Origin of the sequence: Rhodococcus sp. KBW08, assembly GCF_003852455.1 — a bacterium.
GTDB classification, from domain to species: Bacteria; Actinomycetota; Actinomycetes; order Mycobacteriales; family Mycobacteriaceae; genus Rhodococcus_F; species Rhodococcus_F baikonurensis.
Window position 1 is genome coordinate 84,696 of sequence record NZ_QAJJ01000030.1, and the last position, 16,937, is coordinate 101,632.

A 16,937-nucleotide genomic window follows, 5' to 3' on the forward strand; every position below is an offset into this window, starting at 1 on the left:
GGCTGACTTACGACAGCGGCTTCGTGAGGTGGAGTGCAGCCAAGTGGCTGAACAACATGCTCGCTCCGATCGGATTTCCACCGCCGGGGTACGTTGCCCCGCTGGCCGCTGCCATCGTGTTCCCCGCAGCGTACAACCCGGCAATCGCCGTACCGTCGGCTTTGAGTACCCTCGCGGTCGCGTCGGTGCGTAGACCACCTTTGGTCCCGAGGTCGGAGATTCCGAAAGCAGCAGCGTGAAACGGACCTTGGTCGATCGGTACGAGCGGCGAAGCCCCCTCCGAGAAGGCGCGGTCGTATGCAGTGTCTCCTCGGCCGAAGTCCGCGTCGACGCCGGTCGCCGCAGACGCGTTGAATCGCTTCACGGTCTCCACCAGTTCCGCTGCGGGAACATCGATCTGGGCGGCGAGGTCTTCGAGCGTCTGCGCACTCTTCCACAATCCCGCATCCACGTATTGCTTCGTCTGCGCCATAGGCACATTGGGTGCCTTCACCGGTGGCACTGCGCCTTCTCTGTTGTCGTAGATCATCCAGTACGGCGTGGTTACTTTCCCTGCCCGCATGTGTTCGATGACGGAGCGACCCAAGCGGTCGTACGGCGCAGACTCGTTGACGAACCGGCGACCCTTGTCGTCCACGAAGATTCCGCCGGTGAACCACAACGCAAACGCAGAGCGGCCATCTGGATGGGTCAGCCCGGGCGACCACCAGGCCTCCCCCATGAGGTCGGTGTCGGCGCCCACGGCGATGGCCGCCTGGTGAGCCTTACCGAGGTTGCCGGGGCAGCCCATCGTGTCGAGAGCAGAACCAGGGACACCGAATTCGGCCCGCAGGGTCTCGTTCTGTTCGAATCCGCCGGCGGCCAGGATCACTCCTCTGTGGGCTCGGATCATTCGACGCCGACCACCTTGCTCGACGACAGCGCCGACGACCCGTCCGTCCTCGACAACCAATTCTTCGAGTGCGGTGTTCAGGTGCATGGCGGCATTCGGGTATGTCGAAAGTGCCAGCATGAATCGGCCGATCAACGACTGCCCGCCGACGAGGTACGCCGGCAACTCTTCTCCCAACCGCTCCGTCGCGAGCGGCGATCGAAGTGAATCACGAAGCACACCAACCCTCGTCGCGTTCATCGGTTTGGGAACGATGTGTCGACCGCTCGCGCGAGCCTTGGGTTTTTCCCCGAAGTAGTCGGGCCATGGCAGTATCTGGAACTCGAAATTCGAGTCCTCTTCGAGATAGTCGATCAACCCGGCGCCGCCCCGAACGTATGCCTCCTGAACGTCGGCGGGCGTCCGATCACCCACCACCGAACGGTAGTACTCCAGCGCATCGTCGATGGTGTCGTCGTCCCCGGAACGGCGAAGAACGGCGTTGCACGGGAACCACATTCCGCCGCCGCCCGAGTACGCCGTTGTTCCGCCGTACTTGTCGGTCGCTTCGATCACAATGACGTCGAGACCTTCGCGGGCCGCCGTGTACGCGCCGGCGAGTCCGCCGCCCGAGCCCACAGCGAGTACGTCGCATGTCTCGTCCCACTTCGTCATAATCAGCCTCTCCGATCCTGGGCACATTTTCCGAACGTGTTCTAGAAATCGTTCTAACACATGGACTTAGCGATCGCGGGGGATCGAAATTCTGTCCCACCGAGCGGGAGCGAGACATGACACCAAGCGGGAGCGAGACATGACACCGAGCGGAAGCGACATTGAGAATGTGATAGCGCATACTTTGCTCGCTCGGGTCCGATCCCGTAGTGTCTGGACACATGTCTGGTAAGACCAAGTTCGAGTCCACGCGTCGACGGCTCACACAGCAGCAAGCCGAAACCGTCGATCGACTGACCGCGGCAGCGATCACGGTCCTGCGCGACAAAGGGTTTGCCGATCTGACTGTGCGGATGGTGGCAGCGGAAGCGGGTGTCGCCGCGGCCACGGCATACACCTATTTTTCGTCCAAGAGTCACCTTGTGGCAGAACTGTTCTGGCGCCGACTCGACGCGGTACCTCACGAGCCCTCCCCGGAGGCGGAACGGGAAGCGCAGGTCTGCTCGGTCCTTCGTAGCGTCGCACTGCTCGTTTCCGACGAACCGGAGCTGGCGGCGGCCGTGACCACGGCGATGATGGGCAACGATCCCGACGTCGAACATCTTCGGGGACGCATCGGCAAGAACATCCGGGAGCGGCTCATCGAGGCACTGGGGCCGTCGTACGATCCCGACGTACTCGAAGCACTCGAAATCTCCTGGTCCGGGGCGCTTGTCCGAGCCGGCATGGGATACGAGTCCTATTCGCAGATCGCAGACCGGCTCGAAGTCACTGCCAGGCTGATCATGGCGGGCCGCGAGAACCTTCACTAGACGGGGATCATGGCACTCACCAGCCATGTTCCGTCGACTCGGTCGAGTGTCACCTCGACTCGGCTCGACGTCGACGCTGGTGCCGGCCGCGCGATACTCGTCGTGATCTGATCGACGAACATGAGCAATTCTGCGCGGTCTGCAGCCACGGAGCGCACGCCGACGTCGACTACCCGCGCCTTGGTGCTGATTCCCTGCTCCTTCGATTGGGGTGCAACCGTTTTCGATCCGAATTCGGCGAAGCTGTCCTGAAACGTTCCGCTTGCGCCCTCGGCAGCACGTGCAAGGTCGTCGTCGACCGTGTCGCTGTTGTAGCTCAAGAGATTCTCGACGAGCATCGGCGCCACACCGATCACCTCTACACGTGCGGTGTCAGCGGCTGCCGAACGGTGATGACTCCAGAGCAGAGTCCCACCGACTCCCACCAAGATCAGCGCCGCACACACCAAGACCACGCGCTTCACGGGACGAACTCCACACTCGACATCAGCACCCGCCCGTCGACCTCCTCGACACCGATGCGCAGACGGTAGGTTCGCGCCGAAGATTCTCCCGCTGAATTGCCGACCTGGGCCGAGGCTGCGATCAGTACCACTCCCGAGGTACCGGATTCCGATGCCAGGGCTGCGGTGTCGACACGACCATCGGAATCGACGGCGAAATCGCGGATCGATGCGACGAACGCAGATTCACCGGACTTCAGTTCGTCTGCAAAAGTTCCCGTAGTCAGCGACTTCAGCGTCGCGAGATCCTCGTCGAGCGTGGCAGAGTGGACGTCGATCAGGGCAAGGGTTCCTGCGACCGCACCGGCGACGAACTCTTGACGCTGGGACTCTCGGGCGCGGTCCGATCGAACTGCCAGACAGCCGAAGACGACGACGACGCTCAGAGCCGCGAGTGCAATCCAGGCCAGGGCGGTGAGAACACCGGGTTTGCCTCGTACCGGATCCAGCACCTCGCCCCTCAGCGATTCGTCGGCGTCAGCAACTGTTGCCACGGCTCGCCCTCCCCCGGACCGGAGGCGGCCGGAACCAACTCCGTGTGTTGATAGTCGACTCCGTCAGGCCCGGTGTACAACTCGCCGGGCGCATTGGTCCCCGACGGCACGTACGCCTCGGGGCTCCGGCAGATCTCCGGGCTCGGTGCTCGTTTGCCCGGTACCTCCATGCAGGGAATGTTCCGGGATCCACGAACTGCGAAGATCGAGTTCTGTGGAACTTTGCAGTACAGGTCGGCCGGGGTGTCCGGAACACTCATCTGGGTCGGGTCTCGTCGCTGATCGGCCGGAAGGTAACCGGTCGAGCACGCTGCAGGATCTTGCGCCTGGAGGTGGAAGTTGACGTTCGCGGCACCGTCCACCTGCCCGCGTTGTACGACGGTTTCCTGTGCCGCGACCAATGGCGGCAAGATGACGAGCACCTGCTCCAAGCCGGCGTTGTACGTCAAAGCCACCTGAGCGGTGCTCGTGAAATTGGCAAGCAGCACAGGCAAAGTGGGTTTGAGGCCTTGAAACAGCAGGTCGGCTTCGGTCGCGAAGCCCGGTCCGGTTTCGAGGATATTGCGCACGGCGCCGTCGGCGATCTCCAACTGTCCACTGAGTTGAGCGACACTGGACGCCCACTGGCGAATCTGGTCGCCCGTCACCACCTGTGTCTGCAGGAGCGGATCCAACTGCTGTACGAGCGTCGTTGCCGGTGTCGTGGCAGCGGACATCTGATCGACGAACGAAGTGGTCGAATCCAGCAGACGAGCCAGGTCCTCTCCCCTGCCTCCGAACGCCGCCGCGGACTCGTCGATCACCGATCGCAACTTGTCCTGCGGTACGGATGCGAGCATCGCCTGCGCCTGATCGAGGACCGGTCCGATCTCGGTCGGGATCGTGACAGCGTCGGGGCCGATCACGTCTCCGTCGGACAGAAAGGGTCCGTCCGCGGTGCTCGGTTGCATGTCGACATATTGCTCGCCGATGGCCGACACACTTCGCACCGCTACTGTGAGCCCGCTGGAGGGAACGGGAACCGCGCTCTCCAAAGATAATTCGGCGCGTACCACTCCCGGAGACAGACGCACCGACCTGACCTGACCGATGGTGTCGCCGCGATAGGTCACGTTCGCGTTCCGATACAGGCCGCCGGCGTCGGGCAGTTCGACTGTCACCGAATAGCGCCCGATGCCGAGCATGGTCGGAACTCTCAGGTACGAGATAGCCGCTGCGCTCATGCCTATCACCGCCAGGATCGCGAAGATCGTCAATTGCCTTCGCACCAACTTCGTGAGAATCATCGTCCACCGTCCTGGTCGGTCCGCCCGGTGTCACTTGGGGCGGCCCGCCCGGTACCCAGAGGCGCGGTCAAAGGATCGACCAGTATTCCGTTCTCCACCGGAGTTTGCGGCGCCCCGAACGGAGTACCGAAGCCGAGACCTGACTGGAGGCGATTACTCGTGAGGTCGATCAGCGCCCACAAATTGGTGTAGTCACCGCGCATTCCGTCGTCGATGGTCGTCTGGGGGAAGGGGAAGGTACTCAGATTGCCCAAATTGTTGATCAGGTCCGGTCCGGTTTCGACCACCTTCTGCAGCGTCGATTCCAAGGCGCTCAAATTGGCTTTCACATCGTCGCGGGTCCGGTCGACCAGATCGGTCCCGACGTCCCCGAACCTGCCGACCGCATCGAGGGCGGTGGTCAGGTCGACGCGTTGGGCGCTCAGTTCCGCCAAGGCCGGATCAAGGGTCTCCAACGCCTCACCGAGAACGTCTCGCTGAGCCGTGATCTCGCCGGCGAACACGTCGAGATTCTCCATGGTCGTGACCATCGCCTCGCGTTGACGGTCGAGTGTCTCGGTCACGGTGTCCATCTGGCTCAGCAGGTCGCGCGCCGCATCGGTCCGTCCGCCGAGAGCAGTGTTCAGTTCCGTGGTGATGCTGTGAATCTGGGCCAGCCCACCGCCGTTGAGCACCAGGGACAGTGCCGTCAACGCTTCCTCGGTGGTGGGATAGACACTGGCCGATGCAAGGGGAATCACGGATCCCTCCGACAACCGCCCTTCCGGCGCCACCTCGGTGGGCGGCGCGAGCGCGACGTGTTTGGATCCGAGCAGACTGGTTTGGCCGATCTTGGCAGTCGCGTTGGCGGGCAGCGACACCGAGCCGTCGAGCGCAACCGTCACCCGTGCGTGCCAGTTGTCGGTCTCGATCGCACTGATACTTCCGACTGTCACGTCGTCGACCATGACCGGAGAGTTGGGACTGATCGACGTGACGTCCGGCATCTCGATCACGACCGAGAAACTTCCCTCACCGCGGCCGGCCGCGCCCGGCAGCGACACCGAATTCAGCCCGCTCCATTGACAACCCGTCAGAACGAGCACGGCGCTCGCCGCCACACACACTGTTCCCCACCGGCGGCTAGTCATCGCGATCCTGTCGACGGCATGAGCAAACCGGTCAGATCAGACGCCACCGGCACCGTCGGAAAGCTCAAGGCGCCCGTCGGTTCCAGATCAGGCTCGCTGTACACCAGTTGGTCCGGAAGAGCGCCGAGCGCCCGGGTCGGGTTGATGCTCAGGTCCGGGTAGTTCGCCTTGATCGTGTTGAGCAACGGGCCGAGGTATTCGATGCACAAATCCGCGCCCTTCTTCGAGGTGTCGTTGGCCAGGCCGGCGATTCCGCCGCAGATCAAGTCGATCGGGTTGCCGACGTTCTGGAATGCGGGCACACCCACCATCGCTCCTTGGGCCGGCCGATAGACGTTGTAGTAGTTCGACAACGCTGTCGGAGCCAGATGCAGTACCTTCTCGAGACCTGCGCGCTTGTCGACCAATACCTGGGACACGTCGGCCAACTTCGCGATCTGCTCCGTCAAGCCGGTTCGGTTCTGTTCGACAAACCGCTGTACGTCGACGACGGCGGCGTCCAATTCGGCGAGAGCCGGAGCCAACTGCGTCCGGCTCTCGGCGAGCACACTCGAGACATGTGCCAGCCGTCCTTGGAACTGAACGATCTGTTCGTCGCTTGCGGCGAGTGCGGTCGTGAAGGTCTGCAGGCCGCGGATGGTGCCGAACAGATCGGCTCCGCCTTCGTCGAGTGTGCTCATAGCCTCCGAGAGTTCGGTCACCGAGCGCCCCAGCGCTTCCCCGTTGCCGGCCAGTGCGGATCCGGCACCGTCGAGGAAGTTGGCGGCGGGACCGCGATCGTCCCCGTCGGGACCCAAAGCATCGGCGGCCCGGCCCAGCTGTTCCTTGATCTGATCCCACTCGACCGGGACAGCTGTTCGGTCGAGCCCGATCTCCGCACCGTCGCTCAGTGCGTCGGCGCCGTCCGTCACCGCCGGTGTCAACTGCACGAAGCGGGCCGAGACCAGCGACTGGGCAACGATCACCGCTTTCGCATCCTCGGCGACGGGAACCTCGCGGGCCAATTTCAGTTCGACGCGCATTCGATCACCCTGAGGGGCGATCTCGGTGACACGGCCGACGTCGACTCCCACGACACGAACGTCGTCACCGACATACAGACCAGTCGTCGAGGTGAAGTAGGCCGTCACGTTGTAGTAGCGCATATGTTGCACCGCAAGGTATCCCGACACGACGACGATCGCCGCCCCGATGATGCCTGCGCCGACGAGGGCGATTCGACGCCGGTTCAGCGGATTGCGAACTCGTGAGGCACCCATCATCGAACCTCCGGAATCGGCAGCGGTGCAGGTGGTAGCCCGAACATCGCGTTGATCAACGGTTGGGTGTATTGCGCCGGTACCAGGTTCTGGACGTAGGCGTAATAGAAGGGACCGCTGGCCACGGTGTCACCGAGCGTGCCCACGTACGTACCGAGACCGTCGATTCCCTGAGAAAGGTTGTCCTTGTTGTTCTGCAGAATGCCGACAACGGTATCGAGTTTGCCGAGGACCGGCTGCAATTGCGCCTCGTTGTCGTGGACGAGTCCACTCAGCTGGGTCGACAATGCCGAGATGTTCGTGATCACTTCCCCAAGCGCCGCCTGTCGCCGATCCAGTTCTCCCAACAACGCGTTGCCGTCGACGAGTAGCGCGTTGACCTGTGGTCCACGCTCGGCCAACGTCCCGGCGACGTCGTTTGCATCGGACAGCAAGGTGCGCAACATGTCGTCCCGCCGATTGACGCTGTCGGAGATCCGTGCGACGCCGTCCAGTGCCGGCCTCAGGCTCGGCGCACTGCCGGACATCACCTGTCCCACTGCGTCGAGCGATTCGGAGAGCTGGTCGAGATCGATGTCCTCGACCGTCGTGGTGAGGTCACCGAGAACGTCGGGGAGCGAGTAGGCCGATCTTGTTCGCTCGACCGGGATCTCGCTGCCGACCGCGATCCTTCCCGGACCGTCGAGATCGAGTGAAACAGCTCGCTTGCCGAGCAACGACATCGTGGTGACCGCGGCCGACGTGCTTTCTCCCAAACCGATCGAGCCTTCCAGTGTGAAGTCCACGCGCGCGAGTCCGTGCTCGACCTCGATCCGGTCCACCGTTCCGATCTTCACTCCGGCGGCATTGACTTCGTCTCCCGGCGCGAGACCGCTGGCGTCGGCGAACACCGCGCTGTACCCGACACCCGATTTCAGGAACTGCAGATTCTGATACTGGAGCGATGCCAATACGACGGCGGCCGTGACGACCAATCCCACGACCCCCACGCGTACGGCCTGGCTCTGTGCCATCTCTCTCATCGTGGTGCGCACCTTCCGGTCGTCTGATCCACCAGGTCGACAGTGAGCGGCGTACCGTCGGCACCGTCGACCTTCAGGGCGATTCCGCACAGATAGAAGTTGAAGAACGACCCGTACGAGCCGACTCGGATCAGCTGCTTGTAGTTCGAGGGCATGGACGCGAGAATCCGATCGAGCTCACTCTGTTGCTCGATCAGCGGATTCAGACTTGCGTCCAGCTTCGACAGGTTTCCCGCGACGTCCGGGCGAACTCCGGCGAGGAGATCGGCGAAGGTGCCTGACGCGGTGTTCACACTCTCGACGGCACTCCCGATCATCTCCCGATCCGCCGCGAGCCCGCTCACCAGCTGTTGTAGGTGATCGAGAGTGTCACTGAACTGTCCACCGCGGCTGCGCAATTCACTGAGCACACCGTCGAGGTTGCCGATCACTCGACCGATCAGTTGGTCGCGGTCTGCGAGAGTGTTCGTGATCGATCCGGTGTGCGCCAGCACCGATGCCACAGTTCCGGACTGGCCTTGAAACACCTCGAGCAAGGACATCGACAACGCGTTGACCTGCTCCGGGTCCAGGGCTTGAAACAGCGGCTTGAAACCACCGAGTAGCGCATCGAGGTCGAGTGCCGGCGCGGTGCGATCGACGGGAATGCTCTCGCCCTGTGGCTGCGGTTCCGCGATCCCCGGATCGTCGAGCAGTTCGAGGTATCGATTACCCACCAGATCCTGATATCGAACAGCGGCTCTGGTCGATACAGTCACGGTGTCACCCGTATCCACACTGAAACTCACGTGGGCACGGTGATTCCCACCGAATTCGACGGAGCCGACAGCACCGACGGGCACACCCGCGATGCGCACCTTGTCGCCCGCTCTGAGCCCGGAGGCGTTGACGAACTCCGCCGAGTACGACCTCGCGTCGCCACCTCGCATCTGGCCGAACACGAGGATCAGCCCGGCGTTGACGAGGATCATCACCAGAACAAAAATTCCGAACTTGACGGTGTATCCACGAACTTTCATCGGATCTCCGTCCCGAACAGGTAGCTCATCAGATCCGGGACCGTGTTCATCGGTTGCCCACCATTCGGCTGACGCTCGGGCGCAAACGGATTCACCCCGGTATCGGTCACCAGGTAAGGCGCGTTGACGTTCGGGTCGCGCAGTGGAAGACCCATACACTGCGGGCCACCTGTTGCCGCGACCTTCGGAAGGTCGTCGGGATATCGGTACGGTTCGGTTCCGGCGATCAGACCGATCGACATCTTGATTCCTGGTTGTCCGTTGTAGGCGCCGTCGCCGATCTTCTTGCTCTCCTGCAGTCCGTGGAACATGCAGGGAATCACCGGGGAGTATTCCTCGAGCAGTGCGGTGGTCGGCCGCAGTAACGACAGAACGGTGTCGATACCGTCGGCGTTGGCTCCCAGTACATCTTCTCCGGTGCGGGCGACCCCGATCACGTTGAGCAAGAGGAGATCAAGATTCTGTTGCTCGTCGAGCACTGTGGTTCCCGTCGTCGTGAGCGAGTCGAGGATGTCGAGCAAGTCGAGAACAGCGTCGCGGTAGGTCTGTGTGACGGCTGGTAAATCAGTCAACACATGATCGAGAGCCTCACGTGCAGTGTTGAATTCGAGCAAGGAGGAATCTGCTTGTTCGAGTGCGACCCCGAGCCGTTCGCCGCGTCCTTGCAGAGCAGTCGAGAGGGCACCCAATGTCGAATCGAGCTTGCCCGGGTCCACGGTCCGGAGCACGGTGGTGAGTTTCTCGAACACCGTGTTCAGCTCGACAGTCACCCGGGATGCGTCGATCGTCGCCCCGGCGGCAAGTCGCGCGCTGCTCGGTTGCTCCGGCGAGGACAGGCTGACGAATTTCGCGCCGAAGGCCGTGTTCGACGTGATCGCCACATCCACGTTTGACGGAATCGATTCGAGCGCTTCGGGATCGATCGACAACGACAGTTGCGCGGTGGCGTCGTCAGTCGGCGTGATGGACTCCACCGAGCCCACGGTCACCCCGGCCATCTTCACCCGCGCGCCCGGATCCATCACGAGCCCGGCGCGCTCCGCGATCACCGTGATCGGGACGCGAGCGACATACACCTGGTTGAAAGACGCGACCGACAAAGCGATGACCCCGACGATCGCCGCAGCCAAGCCCAGAGCAGCCAACTTGTAGCCGTATCTGTGCACGCAGTCCCCCTAACCGGACAGATTGAAGTTGCCGGAACCGCCGTAGAGCGCGAGTGAGACGAGCAGGGTCACCGCCACGACGCAGATCAGCGAGAGCCGAACCCCGCGGCCCACTGCAGTTCCCACGCCCGACGGTCCCCCGGACGCGTTGTATCCGTAGTACGTGTGGATCAGCATCACCAGTAGTGCCATCACGAGCACTTGAACGAAGGACCATGCGACGTCGACCGGATCGAGGAACGTCGTGAAGTAGTGGTCGTAGAGACCGGAGGACTGACCGAATAGCACGACCGTGGTGAATCGTCCGGCCAGAAATGATCCCACGAGCGCCAGTGAGTACAGCGGCAAGATCGCGATCATCCCTGCGGTGACGCGGGTGCTGACGACGTACGGGACCGAACTGATCGCCATCGATTCGAGGGCGTCGATTTCCTCACTGATGCGCATGGCACCGATCTGCGCGGTCGAACCTGCGCCGATCGTGGCCGACAGGCCGATTCCCGCGATGACCGGCGCAGCGATACGAACGTTGATGAAGGCGGAGAAGAATCCGGTGAGCGCTTCGACTCCGATATTTCCCAGTGAGCTGAAACCTTGGATCGCAATGGTGCCACCCGAGGCGAGAGTCAAAAATCCTACGACCGCAACCGTGCCGCCTATCACTGCCAAAGCTCCAGTGCCCATGCTGATCTCGGCTACCAGCCTCAACACTTCTTTCGTGTGTTTGCGAATTGCCCACGGGATGTGAGCGATGGCGCGCGCGAAGAAGACAGCTTGTCGCCCGACGTCGTCGATCGAGCGTGACGTTCGAGCCACCCGCGCCCGCGTGCGTCCGAACTTGCCGATTTGTGCCAGCGAATCCGACAGCGTCACCTCGATCACCCCGCCGTCAATCGGATGCCGACCGCGGTGACGATGGTGTTGACGACGAACAACGCCATGAATGCGTACACCACCGTTTCGTTGACGGCCTCCCCCACGCCTTTCGGCCCACCCCGTACCGACAGTCCGCGATAGCAGGCCACCAATCCCGCCAGCATCCCGAACAGTGCAGCTTTGACCATCGACAACGCCACCTCGGGCAGGCCGGTCAGCAACGTGATTCCCTCGACGAAGGCGCCAGGGTTCACGCCCTGGAGAAACACCGAGAAGGCGTAACCGCCGGCGATGCCGATGACGCAGACGAGTCCGTTGAGCAGCAAAGCCACCACGGTCGACGCGACCACACGCGGAATCACCAACCGATTGATCGGATCGATCCCGAGCACCTCCATGGCGTCGATCTCTTCACGAATCGTTCTCGATCCCAGATCGGCGGCGATCGCTGTCGCGCCCGCACCTGCCACGATCAGCACCGTCACCACCGGACCGACCTGAGTCACGGCACCGAGCGCGGCCCCGGCGCCGCTGAGGTCGGCGGCACCGATCTCGCGGAGAAGGATGTTGAGGGTGAAACTCACCAGGACCGTGAACGGCACGGCTACCAACACGGTCGGCACGATCGACACCCGGGCGATCATCCAACTCTGCTCGAGAAACTCCTGCACCTGAAAGCGGGTGCGGAACAAGCCCACTGCGACATCGGCGCCCATCCGGTAGAACTGGCCGAGTTCGCGCATCGGGCCCGCAAGTGCAACTCTTCCGCTGTACACGTCAATGCCCCGAAGGACAAGACGTGGAGTTGCCGTAGTCGACCTTGAATTCCTTGATCCCGTTGAGCCAACCGGACGAGAGCCTGCTCGGATCGCCGAGCTTGCTGATGTCGGGCATGTGATCGGCGATCTTGCCGAAGATCAGATCGACCTCCATTCTGGCCAGGTTGGCGCCGACGCAGTAGTGCGGTCCGGTTCCTCCGAACGCGAGGTGCGGGTTCGGGTCTCGGGTGATGTCGAAGACGTCGGGGTTCTCGAAGACGGTTTCGTCGAAGTTCGCCGAGCCGTAGAGCAGTACGACACGCTGCCCCTTCGCAATCGCCGTGCCGGCAATCTGTGTGTCCACCAATGCTGTTCGTTGCATCGACGTCAGTGGAGAAGCCCAGCGGATGATCTCGTCCGCGGCGGTGCGCGGACGCTCACGCTTGTACAGCTCCCACTGATCCGGATGCTCGAGAAATGCCATCATGCCGAGTGTCGTGGCGTTGCGTGTCGTTTCGTTGCCCGCGACAGCCAACATGATGACGAAGAAACCGAACTGTTCCGGGGTGAGTTTCTGTCCGTCGATGTCGGCATGCACCAAGCGCGAGATGATGTCGTCGAGCGGCTCCTCCCGTCTCGCCTCGGCCAATTGATAGGCGTAGCCCAAGATCTGCGCCGACGCCATCCGAGACTCGCCGGCGAGCGACTCGTCGTCGTATCCCGTCATCTGATTCGACCAGTCGTACAGCTGACGGCGCCCGTCCTGCGGTACACCGATCAGCTCCGAAATCGCCTGCATCGGTAACTCGCTGGCGACCTGGCTGACAAAATCACCGCTACCTTCCGCCACGGCAGCCGCCGCTATGTCTTCTGCCCGCGCTTCCAGCCCGGCCCGCATCGCTTCCACCGACCGCGGAGTGAACAAGCGCGCCACCAACTTGCGCAGCTGTGTGTGCTCAGGGGCGTCCTTGTTGATGAGGACATGTTTAGTTGCCTCCAACTCCTCAGCGGAGATGTTGTCTTCATGCCGCGGAATGCAGCCGTTGACGTTGCTCGAGAACTCCTCGCTGCGCAACGAGACATCGCGGACGTCTGCGTGGCGGGAGACCACCCAACAACCACCGTCGTGAAATCCGCCGGTACCCGGTTCCTGGGCGTTCCACCAGACCGGAGCGCATCGTCGTAGTTCGGCGAACTCGGCAAGCGGGACGCGCTCGCCGTACAGATGCGGGTCGGTCACGTCGAACCCGTCGGGAAGGTCGATCTCAGGCATTGCAGATGCTCCTTTACGGATGGGTGCCAGGTGCCGGGCGCTGCGTGTGAGCGCTAGTCGATCCGGTGGACCGGGTCGCTGTTCTGTGAGAACTCCTTGGCCCAGCGGTAGTCCGGCTTGCCGCTCGGCGCTCGAACGACCTCGTCGGCGATCCAGAAGGAACGCGGAATCTTGTAGCCGGCAAGCTGACTGCGGGTGTGTTTTTCAATGGAATCGAAATCCGGTTCCACACCATCGCGGACGCGGAGCACCGCCGCCACCCGATTGCCCCACCGCTCGTCGGCAATACCGATCACTGTTGCGTCGTAGATGTCGGGATGGGCCTTCACCACTGCTTCGACCTCTTCCACGAAGACTTTCTCACCGCCGGTGTTGACCACCATGTTTCCCCGGCCAAGGAGAGTGACCGAGCCGTCGTCCTCGATTCGCGCTCGATCTCCGGTCACGACTGCTCGCGCGCCGTTCACCTCTCGGAATATCTCGGCCGACTTCACCGGATCGTTGTAGTAGCCGAGTGGGACGTTGCCGAGTTTCGCCAACCATCCTTCGGCGCCCGAACCCGGCTCCAACACACGGTTGTCGTCGTCGACGACGACCGTGAATCTGTTGGCGCCCACCTTGGGTCCTCCACGCTGCTCCAGCCCTTTGGTTGCGAATCCGATTCCGCCGAAGCCTGTTTCGGACGATCCGACCGAATCGGAGATCATCAGATTCGGAAAGACGTCGAAGAACGCGTCTTTGACCGATCCGGAGAAGAGCGCAGCGCCGGAGGCGAGTACAGCCAGGCTCGACGCATCCGGTTGCAATTCGTGATGGGCTTCGACCAGTGGGCGGCCCATGGCGTCGCCGGTGATGACCATGACCTGCGGCCGATATTCGGCGACGACCTTCCAGACTTGTGCCGCATCGAATTTCGGTTCGAAGATGACGGTGTTTCCGGAGAACAGAGCGTTGAACGTCGGCATCAGAGCCGAGGTGTGGATCAGCGGTGGAAGCATGCACCACCGCATCGGTTCGGCTGCCGCGGCGCCACCGCGCGACTGCTGGTACTCGTCGGCGATCGGCTCACCCGAGTAGAAGTCGTAACCGCCGGCCAGCACGCGCCAGATGTCTTCCTGCCGCCAGACGACACCTTTAGGTCGTCCGGTTGTTCCGCCGGTGTAGAGAACGTAGACGTCGTCGCCGGAACGCTCGGGAAATGCATGTTCACCTGCGCGAAGCGGGGATTGGTTGCCGAGCGCATCGGCGTACGCCACTGCCGCCGGAATCGACGGTTCGTTCCCGAGAGCGAGTTCGTCGGGCACCTCGATCACGTACTTGACCCGCGGTGCCGACACCAAGGCACCGGCAACCCGCTCAGCGAAACCACGATGGAAAACCAACGCCTCGAGATCCGCGTTCTCGTACAGGTAGACCAATTCGTCGCTCGTGTAGCGGTAGTTCACCGTGATGGGAACGCCGCGGATCTTGAACGCCGCGAGGACAGCAACCATCGCCTCGATCGAGTTGTGCATCTGAATACCGATGTGCGAACCGACTCCTAACCCGACTGACTGGAAGTAATGCGCCAATCGGTTGGCCCGCTCGTCCAGCTCACGGTATGTCACCTCCTCGCCGGAAACGATCAGTGCGAGGCGATCGGGCATCGCATCGACGGAATGCTCGAACAGGTCTGCGAACGTGTAGGCCATAGGTTGAGTCCTTCGGTTTCGGCCGTTCAGACGACGAACAGAGGCAAGGGAATTCCGCGATCTTCGAATACGAAGGCCGCGCCGGTACTGACCTTCGTAATGGCGACTTCGACGCATTCCGGAGCGGGAGCTTCGGTGATGTCCACGGTCAGAAGGAGCCCCGCGGCATCTTCGGCCACCACTCTCACGGTGAAGTGCGGATTCACGCCGCGGACCAAAGCCTGGAGGGGATCGAGGTGCTCGCTGCCGAGCAAGGTCGGCCAACCGCCGTCGCGGTCGACCAGAGCGTCTCGCGAGATCCACAGCTCCAGAGCACCGCCGTCCGGTCGGATCTCGCTCTCCACATACTGCTTCGGATTCAGCAAGGGATGCACGGACAGGACCAATGCCAACGATTCCAGAGTCGAAGGAAGCCCGAGCGCATCTCGAATACGCTGTGCCGCAACTCCCGCGATTCCGGTCAATTGCTTTCGCGTGATCTCGCGCGCCTTGTCTTCGTCGGCACGGCGGCGAACCGCTGCCAGAAAGCCCAACGCCAACAGATGATGCTGCACGCAGATCTCCTCTGCGATACGAACCAAGGCTGATCGCGAGAAGTCGGAAAACCTCAGGTCCGACAACAACGGACCCGAGTAGTCCGCCCGACCGTCCCCGCCGTGATCGATCGGGCTCAGCTCGACCGTCACCGCTGCAGTGCGTCCGATCTGCTCGGTGTGCGCGGTCATCACGGGAGGCGTGTGCGACGGGTCGATAGAAACGGTCCAGGCGCAGTGCGGATGTCGGTCCGCGGGCCTGCGCGGTGGTCGGTGAATCGGACGGATCTGGGCGTGCGGGTTGGTCGCGATGGCCGTCGCATCGAAAGTCGGATCCTCGATGTCGTGACACATCGAGGTCACGAACTCATCGCCCAACGGCTCGACGTCCATGAGTGCTCCACAATGATCGAGCCAGAATTCACCGTGCAGCGGGTCGTCGACCCGGTATCGAAAGTCCATGAACTGTGGCGGAGCACCGATGTCGAGTTGTAGCCCTTTGAAGATCGTCACGACGTCGTCGCCCTCGTATCCGAGGGCCTTCTGCATGCGGCGGGTGTACCAGGGGCTGGCCGATTCCCACTCCTCGACGGCCACCTGCGCCATACCCTCGCGTCCGAACTCGACGATCAGATGCGCCATGCCCGAGCGATCGATCAGCTGCCCACACAGGAGCAACTCGGGCACCAACACGGCAAGGTCGCGCTGCGAGAGTGTCTCGAAGGAATCGCGCACGGTCATCGGACTCACCACAGCGGGACCGGCGCGGTGCCCACCGGATACCAGCCCGGTAGCGGGTCGCCCGAGATCGATCGCTGGATCCGGCCCTGCATCCCCTTCGAGAGAGCATTGTTGCCGATCATCTCCATGAACAACGCCGACACGTTCCCGAAGTCGAAGAAGTCACGCTGCCAAGACCATTGGAAGTCCCCGCTGTAGCGGAACCAACTACCGCCGATACCGTAGACGGAGTAGTTGCTACCGTCCTCGCGCTTGGCGTCGGAAATCTGCTTCCACAAGCCGATCACGTTTCCGCTACGTTCGTCGATCACAAACTCTTGATACGGATACTCCCAGCCTTCGAGGCCCTTCATCTCGAGACCGAGCGCGACTTCACGAATCTGCTCGCGCCCCACCGCCATGAAATCCTGCTTGGGACCGTAGTTCCACCCGTACGTGGCGTCCTCGGTGTACATGTCCGCCAACGGTTTCCAATCACCGGCGGCTTCGGCCTTCTTGTTCGCCTCGATCCAGCGTTGGACCATCTCGTCGAGCTCTGCGCGGTCGAAACCCGTCATCTGAACTTCCTCCCTCGAGCACATGACTTCGCTGACATCAATCGACAATCCGCTGTAATCAGTCGACAATCCGCTGTAATCAGTCGACAATCCTCAGGGCGCCGGTCGGGCAGTACCTGACCGCCATCTCGGCTTCACCGCGGAGCGACTCGGGTGGGTCCGGGTCCAGAAGACTGACCTTCCCCCGCTTCGGGACGACAAAGATCTCCGGTGCCTCGAGCTCGCACGCCGCATGGCCCTGGCACAGGTCGAGGTCGACTTCGACGTGCAT

General features: G+C 62.4%; 17 protein-coding genes. 1 reads left to right on the forward strand and 16 read right to left on the reverse strand.

The window, feature by feature from the left end:
• Nucleotides 1-7 precede the first annotated feature (7 nt).
• Nucleotides 8-1,546 (reverse strand): FAD-binding protein, encoded by a 1,539-nt coding sequence (locus tag DBV08_RS30310; RefSeq protein WP_124569826.1) that lies wholly within the window; start codon nt 1,544-1,546, stop codon nt 8-10.
• A 221-nt stretch (nt 1,547-1,767) separates the two neighbouring features.
• On the opposite strand from DBV08_RS30310, the gene DBV08_RS30315 reads away from it, so the two are divergent.
• Nucleotides 1,768-2,358, forward strand: coding sequence for a TetR/AcrR family transcriptional regulator (locus DBV08_RS30315; protein ID WP_095973280.1), 591 nt, complete (start codon nt 1,768-1,770; stop codon nt 2,356-2,358).
• Here the strand turns inward: DBV08_RS30315 and DBV08_RS30320 are convergent.
• The 15 genes from DBV08_RS30320 to DBV08_RS30390 form a co-directional block, all read right to left on the reverse strand.
• Nucleotides 2,355-2,822 carry a hypothetical protein gene (locus tag DBV08_RS30320; protein ID WP_124569827.1) on the reverse strand — a complete coding sequence of 156 codons (468 nt, stop codon included), beginning with the start codon at nt 2,820-2,822 and terminating at the stop codon, nt 2,355-2,357. The two genes, DBV08_RS30315 and DBV08_RS30320, sit on opposite strands and share 4 nt — an antisense overlap.
• On the reverse strand, nt 2,819-3,355 hold the full coding sequence (locus DBV08_RS30325) for a hypothetical protein (protein WP_234036745.1): 537 nt from the start codon (nt 3,353-3,355) through the stop codon (nt 2,819-2,821). Before DBV08_RS30325 ends, DBV08_RS30320 begins: the two co-directional genes overlap by 4 nt.
• A complete protein-coding gene (locus DBV08_RS30330; RefSeq protein WP_124569828.1) occupies nt 3,322-4,641 on the reverse strand; it encodes an MCE family protein in 1,320 nt (439 codons plus the stop codon). The genes DBV08_RS30325 and DBV08_RS30330 overlap by 34 nt, the downstream gene beginning before the upstream one ends.
• The gene (locus DBV08_RS30335) at nt 4,638-5,771 is read right to left on the reverse strand and encodes an MCE family protein (RefSeq protein WP_185564984.1); all 1,134 of its coding nucleotides are present in this window, start codon (nt 5,769-5,771) and stop codon (nt 4,638-4,640) included. The genes DBV08_RS30330 and DBV08_RS30335 overlap by 4 nt, the downstream gene beginning before the upstream one ends.
• Nucleotides 5,768-7,030 (reverse strand): MCE family protein, encoded by a 1,263-nt coding sequence (locus tag DBV08_RS30340; protein WP_095973283.1) that lies wholly within the window; start codon nt 7,028-7,030, stop codon nt 5,768-5,770. Before DBV08_RS30340 ends, DBV08_RS30335 begins: the two co-directional genes overlap by 4 nt.
• Entirely contained in the window at nt 7,030-8,052 is a 1,023-nt protein-coding gene (locus DBV08_RS30345; protein ID WP_234036747.1) for an MCE family protein, read from the reverse strand. The genes DBV08_RS30340 and DBV08_RS30345 overlap by 1 nt, the downstream gene beginning before the upstream one ends.
• A complete protein-coding gene (locus DBV08_RS30350; protein ID WP_124569829.1) occupies nt 8,049-9,071 on the reverse strand; it encodes an MCE family protein in 1,023 nt (340 codons plus the stop codon). Before DBV08_RS30350 ends, DBV08_RS30345 begins: the two co-directional genes overlap by 4 nt.
• Nucleotides 9,068-10,237 carry an MCE family protein gene (locus tag DBV08_RS30355; RefSeq protein ID WP_124569830.1) on the reverse strand — a complete coding sequence of 390 codons (1,170 nt, stop codon included), beginning with the start codon at nt 10,235-10,237 and terminating at the stop codon, nt 9,068-9,070. Before DBV08_RS30355 ends, DBV08_RS30350 begins: the two co-directional genes overlap by 4 nt.
• Before the next feature lie 9 nt (nt 10,238-10,246).
• On the reverse strand, nt 10,247-11,119 hold the full coding sequence (locus DBV08_RS30360; RefSeq protein ID WP_124569831.1) for an ABC transporter permease: 873 nt from the start codon (nt 11,117-11,119) through the stop codon (nt 10,247-10,249).
• Entirely contained in the window at nt 11,116-11,856 is a 741-nt protein-coding gene (locus DBV08_RS30365; RefSeq protein WP_021344419.1) for an ABC transporter permease, read from the reverse strand. The genes DBV08_RS30360 and DBV08_RS30365 overlap by 4 nt, the downstream gene beginning before the upstream one ends.
• Before the next feature lie 34 nt (nt 11,857-11,890).
• Complete coding sequence (locus tag DBV08_RS30370; RefSeq protein WP_124569832.1) at nt 11,891-13,144, reverse strand: cytochrome P450; 1,254 nt, start codon at nt 13,142-13,144, stop codon at nt 11,891-11,893.
• 53 nt (nt 13,145-13,197) lie between these two features.
• Nucleotides 13,198-14,835: an acyl-CoA synthetase gene (locus DBV08_RS30375; protein WP_124569833.1), complete on the reverse strand. Its 1,638-nt coding sequence runs from the start codon at nt 14,833-14,835 to the stop codon at nt 13,198-13,200.
• 26 nt (nt 14,836-14,861) lie between these two features.
• Nucleotides 14,862-16,109: a hypothetical protein gene (locus DBV08_RS30380; protein ID WP_124569834.1), complete on the reverse strand. Its 1,248-nt coding sequence runs from the start codon at nt 16,107-16,109 to the stop codon at nt 14,862-14,864.
• A 5-nt stretch (nt 16,110-16,114) separates the two neighbouring features.
• The gene (locus DBV08_RS30385; RefSeq protein ID WP_124569835.1) at nt 16,115-16,666 is read right to left on the reverse strand and encodes a nuclear transport factor 2 family protein; all 552 of its coding nucleotides are present in this window, start codon (nt 16,664-16,666) and stop codon (nt 16,115-16,117) included.
• A 79-nt stretch (nt 16,667-16,745) separates the two neighbouring features.
• Nucleotides 16,746-16,937 (reverse strand): ferredoxin, encoded by a 192-nt coding sequence (locus tag DBV08_RS30390; protein WP_095973305.1) that lies wholly within the window; start codon nt 16,935-16,937, stop codon nt 16,746-16,748.